The organism is Microbacterium sp. CCH5-D1, assembly GCF_001557335.1.
Lineage (GTDB): Bacteria > Actinomycetota > Actinomycetes > Actinomycetales > Microbacteriaceae > Microbacterium > Microbacterium oxydans.
On record NZ_LSJW01000266.1, the window covers coordinates 1 to 1452 of the forward strand.

A 1452-nucleotide genomic window follows, 5' to 3' on the forward strand; every position below is an offset into this window, starting at 1 on the left:
GAGTACGGCGGCACCGCCGGTCTGGTGACTCTCGAAGACCTGGTCGAAGAGCTCGTGGGCGAGGTCGCCGACGAGCACGATCGCACCAGGGCCGGAGTGATCCGCAACCGCGAGGGCATCACGTTCCCCGGGGAGCTCCGACCGGACGAGCTGCGTCGTCGCGCCGGCGTTGAGGTGCCGGAGGGCGACGTTTACGACACCGTCGGCGGCTACGTCATGAGCGTGCTCGAACGGGTTCCGTCGGTCGGCGACGAGGTCGAGCTCGACACCGGCACGCTGCAGGTCGTGCGCATGGACGGTCGGCGAGTCGATCGGGTGCGCTACGTGCCGAGACCGCTGGCTGTCGATGAGGAGGTGACCCGATGAGCGATTGGGGCGGACTCGCCTGGCTCGTCGTGCTCCTGGTCGCGAACGCGTTCTTCGTCGGCGGCGAGTTCGCCGTGATCTCGGCCAGAAGATCGCAGATCGAGCCGCGCGCGGATCAGGGTTCGCGTGCGGCGAAGACGGCCCTGTACGCGATGGAGCATGCCACTCTCATGCTCGCGACCTCACAGCTCGGCATCACGATCTGCTCGCTGCTGATCCTCAACGTGTCGGAGCCGGCCATCCACCACCTGCTGTCGGTGCCGCTGCATGCGCTGGGGTGGCCGGACGGCGCCGTCGATGCCGTGTCGTTCACGGTCGCGCTGCTGGTCGTCTCGTTCCTGCACGTGGTGTTCGGTGAGATGGTGCCGAAGAACCTCGCCTTCTCAGTGCCGGACCGCGCTGTGCTGATCCTCGCCCCGCCGCTGGTCTGGGTGTCGAAGGTCTTCATGCCGGTGATCTGGGTGCTCAACGCGGCGGCGAACGGCGTGCTGCGCCTGTTCCGCGTCGAGCCGAAGAATGAAGCGGCATCCACGTTCACGCTCGAAGAGGTCGCGACCATCGTCAGCCAGTCGCGGCGCGAGGGCGTGCTCATGGACACGGCGGGAACCGTCGCCGCCGCCGTCGAGTTCACCGACAAGAAGGCCAGGGATGTCGCTGTGCCCTTGAGCGATCTGGTCACTCTTCCGCAGTCGACGACGCCGGACGACATCGAGAAGGCGGTCGCCCGCTACGGGTTCTCGCGTTACGTGATCGTCGACGACGAGTCGGTTCCGATCGGCTACGTGCATCTCAAGGACATCCTGCGGGCGTCCGAGGGAGCGGACGCCGAGACCAAGATGATCCAGCCGGTCCCGGCCAAGCGTATCCACCACATGGTGCCCGTTCAGGAGAACACCGACCTCGAGGACGCCCTCGCGGTCATGCGCCGCGCGGGCCGGCACCTGGCCAAGGTGCGGGACGCGGAGGGGAACACCACCGCTGTCCTGTTCCTCGAGGACATCCTGGAGGAACTGGTCGGCGAGGTTCAGGACGCAACACGTCGCTTCCGCGGACGCTGATCCTCCACCGCACGACGAAGGCCGCCGA

General features: G+C 67.3%; 2 protein-coding genes. Both read left to right on the forward strand.

Features of this window, described 5'->3' with window-relative positions; translation table 11 throughout:
- On the forward strand, nucleotides 1-366 hold a 366-nt coding region (locus AX744_RS16080), incomplete at its 5' end, for a transporter associated domain-containing protein (RefSeq protein ID WP_331709310.1).
- Complete coding sequence (locus tag AX744_RS16085; RefSeq protein WP_046749470.1) at nucleotides 363-1424, forward strand: hemolysin family protein; 1062 nt, start codon at nucleotides 363-365, stop codon at nucleotides 1422-1424. The genes AX744_RS16080 and AX744_RS16085, both read left to right, overlap by 4 nt.
- Nucleotides 1425-1452: the final 28 nt, after the last annotated feature.